General features: G+C 43.3%; 12 protein-coding genes and 2 tRNA genes. 10 read left to right on the top strand and 4 right to left on the bottom strand.

Annotated elements, in window-relative coordinates:
* The first annotated feature begins 42 nt into the window (after window positions 1-42).
* The 3 genes from H0S56_RS04220 to H0S56_RS04230 all read left to right on the top strand — a co-directional run bounded on the left by H0S56_RS04220 (window position 43) and on the right by H0S56_RS04230 (window position 5,331).
* Entirely contained in the window at window positions 43-3,171 is a 3,129-nt protein-coding gene (locus H0S56_RS04220; RefSeq protein ID WP_195725729.1) for an efflux RND transporter permease subunit, read from the top strand.
* A 163-nt stretch (window positions 3,172-3,334) separates the two neighbouring features.
* Window positions 3,335-4,675 carry a magnesium transporter gene (gene mgtE, locus H0S56_RS04225; protein ID WP_195725730.1) on the top strand — a complete coding sequence of 447 codons (1,341 nt, stop codon included), beginning with the start codon at window positions 3,335-3,337 and terminating at the stop codon, window positions 4,673-4,675.
* A 74-nt stretch (window positions 4,676-4,749) separates the two neighbouring features.
* Window positions 4,750-5,331, top strand: a complete 582-nt coding sequence (locus tag H0S56_RS04230) for a DUF4112 domain-containing protein (protein WP_195725731.1) — start codon at window positions 4,750-4,752, stop codon at window positions 5,329-5,331.
* Between the two features lie 81 nt (window positions 5,332-5,412).
* Here the strand turns inward: H0S56_RS04230 and htpX are convergent, their stop codons facing one another.
* Both htpX and H0S56_RS04240 read right to left on the bottom strand, forming a co-directional pair.
* Window positions 5,413-6,318: a protease HtpX gene (gene htpX / locus H0S56_RS04235; RefSeq protein WP_004280540.1), complete on the bottom strand. Its 906-nt coding sequence runs from the start codon at window positions 6,316-6,318 to the stop codon at window positions 5,413-5,415.
* Window positions 6,319-6,494: 176 nt separating this feature from the next.
* Window positions 6,495-7,367, bottom strand: a complete 873-nt coding sequence (locus tag H0S56_RS04240; RefSeq protein ID WP_071850722.1) for a lytic transglycosylase domain-containing protein — start codon at window positions 7,365-7,367, stop codon at window positions 6,495-6,497.
* A gap of 499 nt (window positions 7,368-7,866) precedes the next feature.
* Here H0S56_RS04240 and ttcA point away from each other — a divergent pair, with 499 nt between their 5' ends.
* Entirely contained in the window at window positions 7,867-8,793 is a 927-nt protein-coding gene (gene ttcA, locus H0S56_RS04245) for a tRNA 2-thiocytidine(32) synthetase TtcA (protein ID WP_005097691.1), read from the top strand.
* 203 nt (window positions 8,794-8,996) lie between these two features.
* A complete protein-coding gene (locus H0S56_RS04250) occupies window positions 8,997-9,383 on the top strand; it encodes an SCP2 sterol-binding domain-containing protein (RefSeq protein ID WP_004280536.1) in 387 nt (128 codons plus the stop codon).
* 93 nt (window positions 9,384-9,476) lie between these two features.
* Here H0S56_RS04250 and H0S56_RS04255 read toward each other — a convergent pair whose 3' ends face one another.
* Window positions 9,477-10,592 carry an MltF family protein gene (locus H0S56_RS04255; RefSeq protein WP_004731846.1) on the bottom strand — a complete coding sequence of 372 codons (1,116 nt, stop codon included), beginning with the start codon at window positions 10,590-10,592 and terminating at the stop codon, window positions 9,477-9,479.
* 363 nt (window positions 10,593-10,955) lie between these two features.
* On the opposite strand from H0S56_RS04255, the gene greB reads away from it, so the two are divergent.
* The 5 genes from greB to epmA all read left to right on the top strand — a co-directional run bounded on the left by greB (window position 10,956) and on the right by epmA (window position 14,208).
* Window positions 10,956-11,450, top strand: a complete 495-nt coding sequence (gene greB, locus H0S56_RS04260) for a transcription elongation factor GreB (protein ID WP_004645740.1) — start codon at window positions 10,956-10,958, stop codon at window positions 11,448-11,450.
* A gap of 88 nt (window positions 11,451-11,538) precedes the next feature.
* Window positions 11,539-11,628: transfer RNA gene (locus H0S56_RS04265), tRNA-Ser, on the top strand.
* A gap of 271 nt (window positions 11,629-11,899) precedes the next feature.
* Window positions 11,900-11,989 (top strand) — tRNA-Ser (locus H0S56_RS04270).
* A gap of 180 nt (window positions 11,990-12,169) precedes the next feature.
* Window positions 12,170-13,237: a 4-phosphoerythronate dehydrogenase gene (locus H0S56_RS04275; RefSeq protein WP_195725732.1), complete on the top strand. Its 1,068-nt coding sequence runs from the start codon at window positions 12,170-12,172 to the stop codon at window positions 13,235-13,237.
* Window positions 13,234-14,208 (top strand): EF-P lysine aminoacylase EpmA, encoded by a 975-nt coding sequence (gene epmA, locus H0S56_RS04280; protein ID WP_195725733.1) that lies wholly within the window; start codon window positions 13,234-13,236, stop codon window positions 14,206-14,208. Before H0S56_RS04275 ends, epmA begins: the two co-directional genes overlap by 4 nt.
* 84 nt (window positions 14,209-14,292) lie before the next feature.
* Here the strand turns inward: epmA and H0S56_RS04285 are convergent, their stop codons facing one another.
* Window positions 14,293-15,528 (bottom strand): multifunctional CCA addition/repair protein, encoded by a 1,236-nt coding sequence (locus H0S56_RS04285; RefSeq protein ID WP_195725734.1) that lies wholly within the window; start codon window positions 15,526-15,528, stop codon window positions 14,293-14,295.
* Window positions 15,529-15,541 lie beyond the last annotated feature (13 nt).

The following is a 15,541-nucleotide window of genomic DNA, read 5'->3' on the forward strand; positions in this document are numbered from 1 at the left end:
AAGAATGCGTCGTGAGAATGCATCTGATGGAGATTTTTATTCATGTTGTCACGCTTTTTTATTTATCGACCTAAATTTGCAGCCGTCATCGCCATTATCATGATGGTATTAGGAATTTTTGCACTGCAAAAAATTCCGATTGAGCATATGCCGAATATGGATACACCTGCGTTAGGGGTTTCTGCGGGGTATCGTGGTGCATCTGCGGAAACCGTTGAGCAATCGGTCACGCAAATTTTAGAACAAGCGGTGAAAGGCATTGAAGGTTTGGAAAGCTTTCAGTCCAACAGTAGCGTGGGACGTGCAAATCTGACACTGTCGTTTGAGCAAGGAGTAGATCTCGATCAGGCACTGTTGCAAGTGCAAAATGCGGTCAATGGTGTGCTAAGTCGATTGCCTGAAGAAACCCAGCAAAATGGAGTGGCTGTTTATAAACAAGGTTATGATCAATTTGCATTACTGAGTTTATATGATGAATCAGGGAAGGCGACACCTACAGAGCTTGCTGACTATTTAATGGTGCATGTTGAACCGCGTTTTTCCCGTATTGACGGGATGGGTGAGGTGGAGCTTTATGGCGCAGGCTATGCGATGCGCATTTGGCTCAATCCACATAAACTGCGCCAATTTAATCTGATGCCGAGTGATATTCGCAATGCAGTCGAGGCACAAAATGCACCACTTGTGTCTGGTTCTATTGGTGGATTACCGACAGCACAAGATCAATACATGAATGCTAAGGTCAGTGCGGATTCACGTTTAAGTAGCATTGATGAATTTGAAAAAATTATTGTGAAAACAACAGATTCTGGTTCGGTCCTGTATTTGAAAGATGTCGCACGTGTTGAATTAGGGGCAGAAAGTTATAATCATTTAAATTATACCAACGGTCATTTATCCGCTGCATTATCGATTCAATTGGCACCACGGAGTAATGCCATTGCGGTTTCAGAGGAGATGCAAACGGTATTGAAAAATGCCCAAGCCAATTTGCCTGCACATTATCAATTGCGTATGACCATGGACAAAACCCCATTTATTACCAGTTCAATTGAACAAGTCGCGAAAACTCTGGTTGAAGCGATGGTACTGGTAGTCTTGGTGATGTTTATCTTCCTGCAAAACTGGCGCGCCACTATTATTCCTGCAGTCACGATTCCGATTGTAGTTTTAGCCACATTTGCGGTGCTGTATGTACTGGGAATGAGCTTAAACAGTTTTACCTTGTTTGCCCTGATTTTGGCGATTGGCCTGTTGGTCGATGATGCCATTGTGGTCGTGGAAAACATTGAACGTTTGATGCATGAAGAACATTTGGATGCTCAGGCTGCAGCTTTAAAGTCAATGAAGGAAATTAGCGGTGCATTGATCGGGATTACTCTGGTCTTAACTGCTGTATTTATTCCCATGGCATTTTTTGGCAGTATGACAGGGGTCATCTATCGTCAGTTTTCCATCACGTTGGTCGTGGCAATGCTACTTTCTTTATTGGTGGCACTTATCATCACCCCTACATTTGCAGCGCAAATGCTAAAGCGTCAACCACATCAACCAAAATGGGCACAGCGTTTTAATCGTGGCATGGATAAGCTCACCATGCATTACCAAAAGCTTTCTGCACGTAGCATGCAGTTTAAAATGACGATGTTGGCTGTATTTAGTATATGTGTTTTAGGCTTTGGCTGGCTTTATAAAACCTTGCCCGAAGGGCTGATGCCAACGGAAGATATGGGCTTTGTCATGGGTCAAATTGTGATGCCAGGCAATGCACCACGTTCTGAGATAGAAAAAGTCGGGCGTGAAGTCCAAGACTATTTAATGCAGCATGAATCTGAGCGCATCCAAAGCATTGGGATTTGGTATAGCGGAAACAATGTTGGGGTTGGGCCTTATCGTGGTCAGCTCTTTGTCGTATTAAAGGACTGGGCAGCGCGTAAAAATCCTGAAGATACCGTCTTTGCTATTGTAGATCGTGCACAAAAGCACTTTGCCAATCATGCCAATGCCCAGATTTTCTTTATGGCGCCTTCTATGTCTAGTAATGGACGTGTGGTCGACTTTTGGTTACAAGATTTAGATTCACGGGGCAGCGAGTTTTTACAGCAATCCTTCTCTGAGATTGAAACCCGTGCCAAAGCAAAATCATCGATTGAATATTTACAACTTGATGTACCCAAAGAAAGTGCCGAGCTGAATATTAAACTGGATATAGAACGTTTACTCAAATATGCCGTACCTCAGCAAAGTTTTAACAGTACGTTGGCTGCGGCTTGGAGTGGTACCTATATCAATGACTTTATTGATCGTGGACAAATCAAACGGGTCATCATGCAAGGCGAAGCGGAGTTCCGTTCTAAACCTGAAGATTTGGCACATTGGCATGTCCGCAATAGCACAGGCGAAATGTTATCGTTTAATCAATTCACTACGCTAAATTGGCAAGGTGGACCGAATAGTATCAATCGTTATATGGGCTATAACGCCGTGCCTGTATATGCAGGTATTCCCAAAGATCAATTTTCGAGTCAAACCATGCAAGATGTCGAAGCTTTAGTCGATGAACAAGACGGAGTAAATTTGGCCTGGAGTGGAGCCGCCTTAGAAGAAAAACGTAGCAGTGGGCAAGCTATTTTCTTGTATCTAATTTCGATTGCCTTTATTTTCTTATGTTTAACGGCACTCTATGAAAGCTGGACGATTCCTGCTGTGGTGTTGACCGCGATTCCTCTGGGCGTGGGAGGAAGTATTCTGTTCTGTGTCTGGTTTGGTTTTGCGAACGATATTTACTTTCATATCGCCTTGCTGACGACTATCGGTCTGTCCTGTAAAAATGCAATTTTGATTGTAGAGTTTGCTGCACAAGCAGAGCGGGCAGGTCATACTCCGGTTCAGGCCGCGATAATGGCTGCGGGCTTACGCTTGCGTCCTATTGTCATGACTTCCATTGCATTTGCATCGGGCGTACTACCTTTGATGTTTGCCACAGGTGTCAGTGCAATCAGCCGGCAGGAGATTGGCAGTAGTGTTTTTGGCGGGGTACTATTTGCTACTGTCCTGGTACTGCTGTTTATTCCCTTTATGTATGTATTGATCCGTAGTCTGATGATTAAAAAAACGGTTTCTAAATCAGTGGTGATAGAGTATCCATCTTTAGAAAGTGAACAAGCCTGACTCAGTCAGGCTTTTTTATGGCTAAATATCGAGGAATTGATTTATACAAAAAATATCGTCATATTGCAGCATGATCATTAAAATTATTCACATGAAAAAATTAGGATACATAGGGATCAGGACAAACCTCTCTTGAATGCCAGACTTTTATAATGAGCTGCTTATGCCGACAATTTCAGAAAAAATCCAGCATATCCAACAACAATTACATTCTGAAAATCACGACATCGCTGTAGGCTTACTCAATCAGCTGAATGTCGCCGATCAGGCGCGCATTTTAAGTCGTTTAGATGCTCGGCAACAGGCCCGAATTTTAAGGGAACTGAGTGAACCGAGCTTGGTCTATGCTTTTATGCCCCTAGGGCAACAGTTAAACGTGGCACAGCACTTATCTATTTCAGAACTTGTTCCCATTCTGGACGCAATGCCTTCTGATGATTTTGTCGATATTTATAAGCAGTTTTCGCCGCCGCTACAGCTGCAATTGATGAGTGCATTATCTGAAGAATCCCAGCAAACCCTCAAAGATCTGGCCATCTATCCGGAAGGTACAGCGGGTGCCATGATGAGCTCAAGTTTTGTGACGCTCTCATCCGATTTAACCATGGATGAAGCGATACAGGCTTTACGTGTAGTGGCCGCGGGGCAGGAAACCCTGTATCTGATTTATATTGTCGATGCAGAAAAACGGCTGATCGGTGTGATTTCCCTAAGGCAGATCATACAGGCCTTACCTGAGCTGAGCATTGCCGAGGTAATGCAACGCGAAGTGATTTCTGCTCAGGTAACAGATGATCAGGAAATTGTAGCTCGAGCCTTGGTCTATTATGATTTTATTGCTCTGCCTGTGGTTGATGCACAGCAAAAACTCTTAGGAATTGTTACTTATGACGATGCTATGGACATTGTCGAAGCCGAAACCACTGAAGATATTTTAAAGTCGGGTGCAGTGACACCGTTGACTGAATTGAGCCTTAAAACTGCCCCGATTTTGACCCTGTATCAGAAGCGGGTCTTTTGGCTGGTCATTCTGGTTTTTGGCAGTCTGCTCTCGGGAATCGGCATTGCACACTTTGAAGAGATCATTGCCGCACATATCGTGTTGGTATTTTTCTTACCGCTTTTGGTGGGGAGTGGCGGGAATGCCGGTTCGCAATCAGCCACCTTGATGGTGCGTGCCTTGGCCACAGGCGATGTCGAGTTCAAGGACTGGTTTAACCTGCTTAGTCGTGAATCGCTGGTGGCACTATGTTTAGGTGGCACCATGGCGATTGCTGTATCCATTCTGGGTTATATTCGGGGAGATATTATGGTGGCAGTGGTGCTGGCCATCAGTATGCTCGGAATTGTGTTGATGGGCTGTCTGATCGGCATGAGTCTGCCTTTTATTTTAAATAAACTCAAACTTGATCCTGCCAGTGCTTCGGCGCCGTTGGTGACTTCCATCTGCGATGCTACCGGTGTAATTCTGTATTTATTCGTTGCTTCCAAATTATTGTTTTAATTCACAGATTGATACATCAGCGTAGAAAAAATACTTTATGCTCAAGAAAATCAGCATTATTTCTGGAATAACCTATGCCTGAGCCTGAACAAAAACCAAAACTAAGTCAACAAGAGGTGATACGTCTGGAACGTGATCTGGCCAAGTTTGCCAATATGATGGATTCAGTGGTACGTATTCCTTTTACCAAGCAAGGGGTGGGAGCAGACGCGGCTTTAAGTACAATTCCGGTTGCTGGAGATATTGCCGGTTTTGTATTGACCTGTTATGCCATTCATAAGGCCAAACAGATCGGGGTGCCGGGTGCCAAACTCAATCCGGTGATGAAGATGGCGGCGATCGATGCGGTAGTAGGATTTATTCCGGTGGCGGGCACGGTCTTTGATATTTTTATTCGGCCCAGTCGCAAGGCGCTCGATGTCGTGCACTTGCATATTCGTGAGGAATATCAGATTAGCAGTGACCGGCATGTGGTGCATCCATTTTTGCATGAAAGTCTGGAGCGCAAACAACAGCAATCTGCATTCTGGCGCAATCCCGTGGTGGCCTGGATCTGGATTCATATCCCCGATATTTTAGGTACTTTATTCCTGATTTTATTTATCTTCGCGATCGGGTGGGGTGCTATGGCGCTGTATCAATGGTTCAGCCAATGATAGGTCAGCTAAAGAATAATTAAATCCAATAAAAAAAGCCTGCAATTGCAGGCTCTTTTTGAATCAAAACTAAAGTTTTACTTAAGCACAATCAAGTTGTTGCAATGCAGCGACACGTTGTTCGATGCTTGGATGCGTCTGGAACAATGCAGCAAGGCTAAAGCCTTCTTCTTTACCCGCAGAAATCGCAAATGCTTTCATTTCTTTCGGCATGGCATCTGGCATTTCAGATTCTGCCTGTAAGCGCAGTAATGCTGAAATCATAGCTTGTTTACCTGCCAGACGTGCGCCTGCTTCATCAGCACGGTATTCACGGTGACGAGAGAACCACATCACAATCGACGATGCCAAGATACCGAACACGATATCCAGTACAATAGTAATCACGAAATAGGCAATACCCGGGGCTTCACCTTCTTCACGACCAAAGACATTGCGGTCAATAAAATCACCTGCGACACGTGCGAAGAACATCACGAAGGCGTTCACAACACCTTGGATTAGTGCCAGAGTGACCATGTCACCATTGGCGACATGACCAATCTCATGCGCCAATACTGCACGAAGTTCGTCTTTGTTCATACGCTCAAGCAAGCCAGTTGATACCGCAACGAGAGCATCATTTTTGTTCCAGCCGGTGGCAAAGGCATTCGACTGGTAAGAGGGGAAAATACCCACTTCCGGCATTTTAATGCCTGCACGCTGAGAAAGTTGTGCAACTTCTTGGAGCAACCAGGCTTCAGCTTGGTTACGAGGTGCATTCGGGTCAATCAGTTCAGTACCCGTGGTCTTTTTCGCCATCCATTTAGACATGAACAGGGAAATCATTGAGCCGACCATACCGAACACAAAACAGATGACCAACAGGTTGCCTAGATTCAAGCCACCTGCGCCATGGTAACTACCGACACCGAAGAGTGACAAGATAATGCCAGCTACAACCAGTACCGCGAGGTTGGTTAGCAAGAACAAACCAATCCGCATCATTGAGAAATCCTCTTATTACAGAAAAATAATCTGATTATTAAATGTAAATCATTGAAATCAATATGCGGTGAAATTGAGAAGAATTCAAGGAAAAAATAGCATTTGGCTACAAAAAACACAGGATATTTTTTGTACAAATAAAAACATAGGTCTTTAAAAACAAAGCTGTTTAGGAATTATTCACTTAAATATATTTTTGCAGATGCTGACGCATTGGCGGTGGCATAAGAGCCTGCCGGTGCATCGGTGAAACTGCCATCCGCTTGAGCAATGATCTGACGCTGGTATTTTGCAGCCTGAATATTGGAAGCTGTGGTGGTTTCAGTCGAATAATTGTCAGAACTGGCAATCACACGACCATTATCAGAAGATGCTGTATAGACAGAACTAGTATTGCCAATTCCTTGGGCATATAAGTTCTGATAACGGCTGCTGACACGACGGACATAGTCCTGAGTTTCACGAAACGGTGGCACGCCCTTATATTTGGCAACATTACCTTCACCGGCATTATAGCCGGCCAGTGCCAAGGTAGTATTGCCATTAAAACGTTTCAATAACCAGGCCAGATATTTGGCACCTGCCATAATATTCTGCTGCGGGTCATAAGCATTGCTGACATTAAAACGACGGGCAGTCGCGGGCATGAGTTGCATTAAGCCCTGTGCACCGACTGGAGAACGTGCCTGCACATTAAAACCGGATTCGGTATGCATCACGGCTTTAATCAAGCCTTCAGATACACCATAGGTTTGTGCTGCCTGACGGATGATCGAGTCATAGGCATTTTTATTTTTACTATAACTTGGCAATACCGAAGCTTCACTTGAACCCCAGTTGCTATAACTGTGAATATTGCTGTCTGGATAATAGGTTTTCTTTTCTACCTGTAGATGGTTATAGCGACTTTTCTTATTGGTCAATAAAGTACTGCCATTACTGTCACGTAATTGATAGATCGTTTGACCGGCATAAGCAAAATGACAACAGCTTGCCAATAGCAAACCACTGATCCCATAACGCCCCAAAACATACACATTTATTTTCATTGTTTATATTAAGTAAACACAAGCGAGAAAAATTCAATAAAGAGTTTAACAAAAAATTACGGAATGAAAAGACTTGTGCGCTGCATTTATAAACGAGTTTGTAAATGCAAGTCATTTTTTACATTTTAGCAGTAGAAAAAAAAATATGATTTAATTTAAAACCTTAGGCTTGACAGGGTTAACTAATTGATTTTTATAAATAATTAAATTGATCAAAAAATGATCAATTTAAAGAAAAGCCTTATCTTTTGAGCCGGACAAGTTGTCAAGTCTGTTTCAATCCACAAAGTTATCCACAGCTTTTGTGGACAACTGTGGAAAAGTCCAAAAGATAAGCATCTTGACTAAAAAATGATCGCAATCGTTCAATATATCAATCTAAATAAAACATGAAAATGAAACTAATAAGACATTTTCATGAAAATAAATTCTTTTGATGCGATAGCGGTCTGAATCGGCTAAAATTGCGCGGTATTTTTTTTATGGGTGAATCTCGTCTATGTACTCGCCAGTTGAGTCCGAACAAGGATTTAATTTCAAACCTGAACTGCCAACAAGCTCAGCCTACTATCGTTTGTTAAAGAAGCTGCGTCGCCAGGTCGGACATGCCATTCGTGACTTCAAAATGATTGAAGAAGGCGATAAGGTCATGGTGTGTATTTCAGGTGGTAAAGACAGTTACACCCTGTTAGATATCATGTTGCAGTTCAAGCGTATCGCACCGATCAACTTTGATGTCGTGGCGGTGAATCTGGATCAGAAACAGCCAGGCTTCCCGGAAGATGTATTACCACGTTATTTAGAAGAAAATAACATTCCGTATTACATTCTGGAAAAAGACACCTACAGCATCACCAAAAAGTTGACCCCGGAAGGTAAGACTTATTGCGCCGTCTGTTCGCGTCTACGCCGTGGCTCTTTGTATGGCTTTGCCCAGGAAATTGGTGCGACCAAGGTTGCGCTGGGGCATCACCGTGATGATATTCTGGCGACCTTCTTCCTGAACCTGTTCCATGGCGGCAGCTTGAAGGCCATGCCACCAAAACTGTTGTCTTCTGACAAAAAGAACATTCTGATTCGTCCACTGGCTTATGTGGAAGAAAAAGACATCATCAAATATGCAGAAATGCGTCAATTTCCAATTATTCCATGTAATTTATGTGGCTCTCAGGCGAACCTGCAGCGCGCAATTATCAATGACATGTTACGTGATTGGGATAAGGCACATCCAAAACGTCTGCACAGTATTTTTGGTGCATTGCAAAATGTCTCGCCATCACAGCTGGTCGATCGTGAATTGTTTGACTTTGAAGTGCTGGACAGCCAGCGCGAATTTGACTTCAAAGACAGCTGTTCGACTGAAGAAGCGCTGGAAGGCGAGAAACGCCGGATTAATATGGTCAATCTGGGCTTTGCCGCAGAATAATTTCAGCACACAGATATCAGCCTTCGGGTTGATGTCTGTATGAAAAATAAATAAAAATAGAACTACAAAAATTGAACGACGCGTACAAAATTCGTTAGCCTTTGCGCTAATGATCATGATATAACAAAGCACGAGCATAATAGCTTCAACATGATGTCGTCTGGATAGTCGACACAAATGAACAAATAATTTGAGGAAAGATCATGCCTGCTTTTTTAACTGATGATTGGTTTTCAACTGTAGAAACACTTACTGCGCAAGCTGGTGATTTAAACTTGCCACCAGCTTTGGCGAACCTGGCGATTAATTTGGTTGTAGCGGACACTACAGGTAATACTGAACTATCTTTAGATGGTGGAGCAATTAAAAAAGGTTTGTCTTCAAATGCCAAAACGACTTTGAATATGGACGGCGAAACGTTACGTAAAGTTTTTCTGGAGTTTGATATGGCTGCTGCGATGCAGGCCTTCATGACCGGCAAAATCAAAGTACAGGGTGATATGTCACAATTGATGGCACTTCAGACTGCAAAACCAAGTCAGGAACAAAAAGATTTGTTCAAGAAAGTACTTGAAAATACCACGGCTTAATTCTACTAAGACATTAGCCTGAATAAAGACGAAAAAAGCTTACCCTGAGGTAAGCTTTTTTTATGTCATTTTGATTAATGCTAAGGTTTTAGCTTAGATATTCACCAATTGTGGTGTGGTCTTGATATGTTCCAAATAAGCACGAATGCGGGTCACATATTGTACCGCTTGACGGTAGCGACCATTATTGGCTTTATTCTGATCCAGATAGGCATATAAGTTCACCCAGTTATTCGGGTTCTTGCCTTGCGACTGAATGCGCTTTTGCAACTGATTCACTGCACCTGGGCCCATATTATAAGCTACCAGTGCAAACCAGTTCCGATCTGGAAAAGGAATATGATCATAGCGACTAAGCATTTGATCATAATACTTGGCACCACCCTGAATGCTTTGAGTAGGATCGGTACGGTTACTCACGCCCATGGCTTTTGCTGTACTGTTGGTCAGCATCATCAAACCACGCACACCCGTCGGAGAAACTGAATTCGGTTTCAGATAAGATTCCTGATAACCAATGGCCGCCAGTAAATGCCAATCCAGGTCATACTGCTGCGCTGTCTGTTTAAAACTCGCTTCATAGATCGGCAGACGGTTGTTCAAATCACGTTGAATGGTGGTCCAAGATTCCTCTTTCACCACATTCTGATTATAAAATGAAGCAAGCTGCTTAATGGCACCACTTTGTTTGCCTTTGCAGACAAAAGCACTGGCCGTCTGGCTCAAAGGATCTGTAGCAGATTTAAACACCAGATTTAAATTGGTATTCAAGCCATTACTCGACAGAATTGATTCATCGCCACAAGTGGCTGAGAATGACGTCAAACGCTTGTTTTCAATGGTGCGTATATCAGTAGTCGTCATAGCCAGATTGGCTTTACCCTGAGCAACCCACTGTAGGGCAGTCTGATTATCAGGAACGATTTTAAAATCGAGTTTTACATTCAGATTGTTAGCATAGTTACGAACCAGATCATAACCGAAGCCATGCAGATGTTGTCCATCCTGGAATACGGTAGTCGGATTTTCAACCGCAACCACGGTCAACTTATTGCTATTGACCACATGATCAAACTGAAGTGTGGTCTTACTTGCATTGATACTGTGTAGGGGAATAAATGCAGTGCTCAGTACAAGTGCTTTCAAAGGGAGAGAAGAAATTACAGATCTTAGGCAAAGCCTCGACCCAGTGGATGAACTACTGTGCATGTTGTCTCCGCTACAAGTAATTTATGCCCTAAAAATCACAGCCAATAAAGCCAGAAATTTTAACAGTTTGATAAATTCAATAAGGGTTGGGCAGTCATGACGTCATTCAAAATGACAAGAGATTTAAAGATAATTATGTAGAAAAACTACATAGATTAAAAAGTAAGCATTTCTGGGAGTTGCTGGCATATTAATGATCTGAAAAACGATTGTCAAATTTTGTACACAAATTATTTTTAAAAATAATTTTAAGATACTGAAATATAAAGTTAATTTTTTTTGGAATTTTGCCATTGTGTTAAAATGGTAAATAAAATAAGCTGTTTGTAAGTTAAAACACTGAAAATATGATCAGCAAGACGTATGAAATCCAACTTAATCACCCGTGCTGGACACGATAAATTAGTGGCAGAACTTAAGAATCTCTGGCATGAAGAGCGTCCTGAAATTACCAAAAAAGTGAACTGGGCAGCCAGTCTCGGCGACCGTTCTGAAAACGCAGACTACCAATATAACAAGCAAATTTTGCGTAAAATTGATCGACGGGTCAGGTATCTCGGCAAGCGCCTCGAAGAACTGAAAATCATCGATTTTTCCCCGGAGCAGGAGGGTAAGGTTTATTTTGGTGCCTGGGTGGACATTGAAAATGAAGAAGGTGAACAAAAAACTTTACGTATTGTCGGTGTAGATGAAATTTATGATCATCATCCGCAGCATATTTCGATCAGTTCACCGATGGCACGCGCGTTATTAGGCAAGCAGGTCGATGATGAGGCCGAGGTATTGACCCCCTCCGGCAAGAAACTTTGGTTCATCAACTCAATTCGTTATGAAAAGCCAGAAAATTCAGCAGATTAATGTAATTGATTTTATTTTGTGCAGTTGATGCAGTGAAAGCATAAAAATATTTGCCAAGCATGATTTTTGTTTATATCATGTCGGCCATGGAAGCGTGGCAGAGCGGTTTAATGCACCGGTCTTGAAAACCGACGAGGGTGTGAGTCCTCCGTGAGTTCGAATCTCACCGCTTCCGCCAAATTTTAAAAACCCAGTCAATTTGACTGGGTTTTTTATGTCTGAATATTTTTCAGTTGTTGATCCGCTTGATGCTGAATGTGGTTATTTCTCTCATTATTCTCTACTGAGTTAAATACAACTCAAGATCATTTCAAGATTCAAATCTTTGATTGAAAATGCCCAGGTTGGCTTTGATTTCGGATAATTTTTAGCTGAATAAGCCGCTTTTTATAGAAGTTTCGCTAAATTTTATTGCCAAAAATCTAATTTATTTATATGATGGCGGCCAAGGAAGCGTGGCAGAGCGGTTTAATGCACCGGTCTTGAAAACCGACGAGGGTGTGAGTCCTCCGTGAGTTCGAATCTCACCGCTTCCGCCAAATTTTTAAAACCCCAGTCGAAAGATTGGGGTTTTTCTTTTTAGGCTGCAGATATTGAATACTCAATTCCTCAGTCCTGAACTCAAGGCATAAAATCTTGAAAAATGGGCGTATCGGCCAAATATAGAGTCAGAGGCGCCAACGCGCTATCATACGCCCAAGCATCATATGGATTTCATTATGAAAATTGTCGCAGATGAAAATCTGGCATTTACCGATTATTTCTTTTCCGAATTTGGTGACATTCAACATTGTGCAGGGCGAACCTTAAGCGCAGATGATGTCAAAGATGCCGATAGCTTGCTGGTACGTTCAGTGACTCAGGTCAATGAAGTACTGCTACAGAATAGTTCGATCAAATTTGTGGGCAGTGCCACCATTGGTACAGATCATTTGGATATTGCTGCATTAGAACAACATGGGATTCAGTGGAGTAATGCAGCCGGCTGTAATGCGCAAGCAGTGGCTGAATATGTCATTACCGCATTATTGCAGGTACGTCCTGAATTACTCGATGCCAATACGACATTTACCCTGGGTATTGTCGGTTTGGGTAATGTCGGAACCCGACTGGCTTATATGGCGAAGCTCTTGGGCTGGCGCGTGATCGGTTGCGATCCTTTTGTGCAAAGAGAGCAGGTTGATCAAGTCGAATTTCATGAACTGCTGCAGCAGGGGGACGCCGTTTCAATTCATGTCCCTTTAACCAAAACAGGCATATATCCAACCTATCATTTATTTAATGCTACTGCGTTGGCAAAAATGCAGCCTGACGCGATCCTGATTAACTCAGCGCGTGGGCCAGTGATTGAAGAAACTGCCTTAATTCAAGATATTAAAGCGACACAACGCCCCGTAATTTTGGATGTTTTTGAACACGAACCGCTGATTTCAGCAGAACTTCTGGATCTGGTGACTTTGGTGACTCCGCATATTGCCGGCTATAGCCTGGAAGGCAAGGCACGTGGTACCCAGATGATTTACGAAGCTTTTTGTCAAACTTTCGGTTTTGCAGCCAATAAACAGTTTGAATCCCAGCTGCCTATCTGTGAGCAGTTTTTTCAGGGGCAGGATGTAAAAATGGCATTGCAACAGCATTTATCCCAAATTTATGACATTGCTCGTGATGATGCCAATCTACGTGCCTGTCTCAAAGAAGGCAAAATCGATCAGCAGGCATTTGATCATTTACGTAAAACCTATCCGCTGCGTCGTGAGTGGGCAGCACATGGTGGGCCGAAGGCATGACAATGACGTATCAACCCACTTGTGACCTTCAAGCCATGCACGCGCGGGCGAATTTATATCGTCAAATCCGTCAGTTTTTTGCTGAGCGCGATGTATTAGAAGTCGAAACACCGATTTTGTCTCAAGCCGGTGTGACTGATGTGCATTTAGCCTCGGTACAGGCCCAGCGCCATGTGCTGGGTAAAGCGCATACACATTATTTGCAGACCTCACCCGAATTTGCCATGAAACGCTTATTGGCCAGTGGCTCTGGACCCATTTATCAAGTCTGTAAAGTCTTCCGTGATGATGAACATGGGCGTAAGCACAATAGCGAATTCACCATGCTGGAATGGTATCGTCCGGGATTTAGTTTAAAAGATTTGATGTTTGAAGTATCTGATCTGTTGAATGTGACCTTGAAAGCACGTTTTGGCGAAATACGTCCGACCATTCTGAGTTATAAGCACGTGTTCATGGATCGTCTGGATCTCAATCCGCTTCAGGCAACTTTACAAGAATTGAAAGATTGCTGCCGCCGCGTTGGACTCAATCTGGATTTAGGCGAGGATCGTCTCGGTTATATCGACCTGTTATTTTCACATATGGTTGAACCGAGTCTGGGTTTTGATACTGCAGTATTCCTGACTGATTTCCCCCCTGAAATGGCATCACTGGCCAAAACCCGAACCGATGAAGATGGTGAACTGGTCGCCGCACGTTTTGAGCTATATATCGAAGGTTTGGAATTGGCCAATGCTTATGATGAGCTGATTGATGCTGACGTATTGCGTTCGCGCTTTGAGGCAGATAATGCTGAACGAGCCAAACTTGGCTTGCATGTCATGCCTATCGATGAATATTTACTGGCGGCTTTACCGAATATGCCGGAATGTTCAGGAATTGCCCTTGGAATTGACCGTTTGTTGATGATTGCGATCAATCAAATGAAACTGGAAAAGGTGATTACTTTCCCGGCAGATATTTCCTGATCCAGCGGATGCGATATTTCTTAATTCCTTTTGTCATAAAGATAAATTAAGCTATAAAAAAAGCACCCGAAGGTGCTTTTTTTATTATTCAATCGCTACGGTTTGTTGTGCTTTGAGTTCACCGAGTGCCTGAATCCGTCGTTCAATCAGCATCTCGCCAATATCCGGTCCCTGAATATCGGCAGGCAAGTCTTGTGCCTTGATGGCACGTACGGTCTGCATGGCATCAAGGACGTATTGCGCTTGTGGATAAGCACGATCTTCCAGACCTAGACGGCCACGTGAATCACATTCACAAGCCTGTACAAAAGCTTCGACACGTTCAGGGCGACGTAACACATCTAGGCGTTGCAATAATCGCCATAAGGTTCCCGGCTTAAGATTGAAGGCCTGATGGCATTTCAGATGCTCTTTACATACCGCCAAAGCCAGCTGCTTGGTATACGTCGGCACTTTTAAGCGGTCACACAGTTCATTCACTGGCTTGATGCCTCGTTCTTCATGCATGATATGTCGCGGTAATTCTTCAACTGGTGTCAAAGCTTTTCCTAAGTCATGCACTAAAACGGCAAAACGTACATCCAGACTATAATTTTGACGACACGCTTGCTGCAAGGACATCATGGTATGAATGCCACAGTCAATTTCCGGATGATATTCAGGGCGTTGTGGAATGCCATATAAGGCATCAATCTCAGGGAATAGCACCTTTAAAGCACCACATTGACGTAAAACTTCAAAATACACATCAGCATGACGTTCGGATAAAGCACGGGAAGTTTCTTTCCAAACGCGTTCCGGTGTCAATGCATTTAATTCACCGGATTCAGTCAAGCGTTGCATTAACGCCAAAGTTTCATTGGCAATCATAAAGCCTGCACTGGTATAACGGGCAGCAAACCGGGCAATCCGCAGTACCCGTAATGGATCTTCGACAAAGGCATCGGAAACATGACGTAGAATCCGGTTTTCTAGATCCTGTTGACCGCCATAGGGATCATAAACCTGGCCGGCATCATCCATGGCCATGGCATTAATGGTCAGATCGCGACGAATCAGATCCTGCTCTAGCGTAACGCTGATATCGGTATGAAACTCAAAACCATGATAACCGGCACCAGATTTACGTTCGGTACGCGCCAGTGCATATTCTTCTTTTGTTTGGGGATGTAGAAAAACAGGGAAATCTTTGCCTACGGGCTGATAGCCTAAGTCAAGCATTTGCGCGGGGGTTGCACCAACGACTACATAATCTTTTTCGTGATAGGGGTGTCCGAGCAAATGATCTCGAACTGCGCCGCCTACTAAATAAACTTGCATGAAAAAACCTCTA

It is taken from the genome of Acinetobacter lwoffii, assembly GCF_015602705.1.
In the GTDB taxonomy this organism is placed as follows: domain Bacteria; phylum Pseudomonadota; class Gammaproteobacteria; order Pseudomonadales; family Moraxellaceae; genus Acinetobacter; species Acinetobacter lwoffii_E.